This window comes from Planococcus sp. RAB007_Raresut (assembly GCF_057369535.1).
The window spans coordinates 1-260 of the sequence record NZ_JBXYIF010000161.1 but is presented as its reverse complement, the minus strand read 5'-3'; the positions used below and the strand labels follow the sequence as shown (position 1 = coordinate 260).

Annotated in this window: 1 protein-coding gene; it reads left to right on the top strand. The window is 32.7% G+C overall.

Annotated elements, in window-relative coordinates; translation table 11 throughout:
• Window positions 1-23 precede the first annotated feature (23 nt).
• The coding region (locus AC2Q9J_RS18140) for a hypothetical protein (RefSeq protein WP_499042104.1) at window positions 24-260 on the top strand (237 nt) is incomplete at its 3' end.

Sequence of the window (260 nt, the reverse complement as noted above, 5' to 3'; positions counted from 1 at the left end):
ATCAAAAAAAGGGGGATTACACTATGTTGAAAAAAACTACATCCATTTTCTTGTCAGGGTTACTTGTTTCATCAATATTTAGTTCTTCCGTCGTATCAGCAGAGGGGATAGGTCAAAAAACGATTAAAAATACTGAGATAGAAGAGCCTATTTCTTTATCAGAAGAGGAATTTACACATGAGTATAATGGGGTTGTCATAAATCATCCTGTCTCTATGAATGATCAAGAGTTAATGGAATTTTATGAGATGATAAGTAAT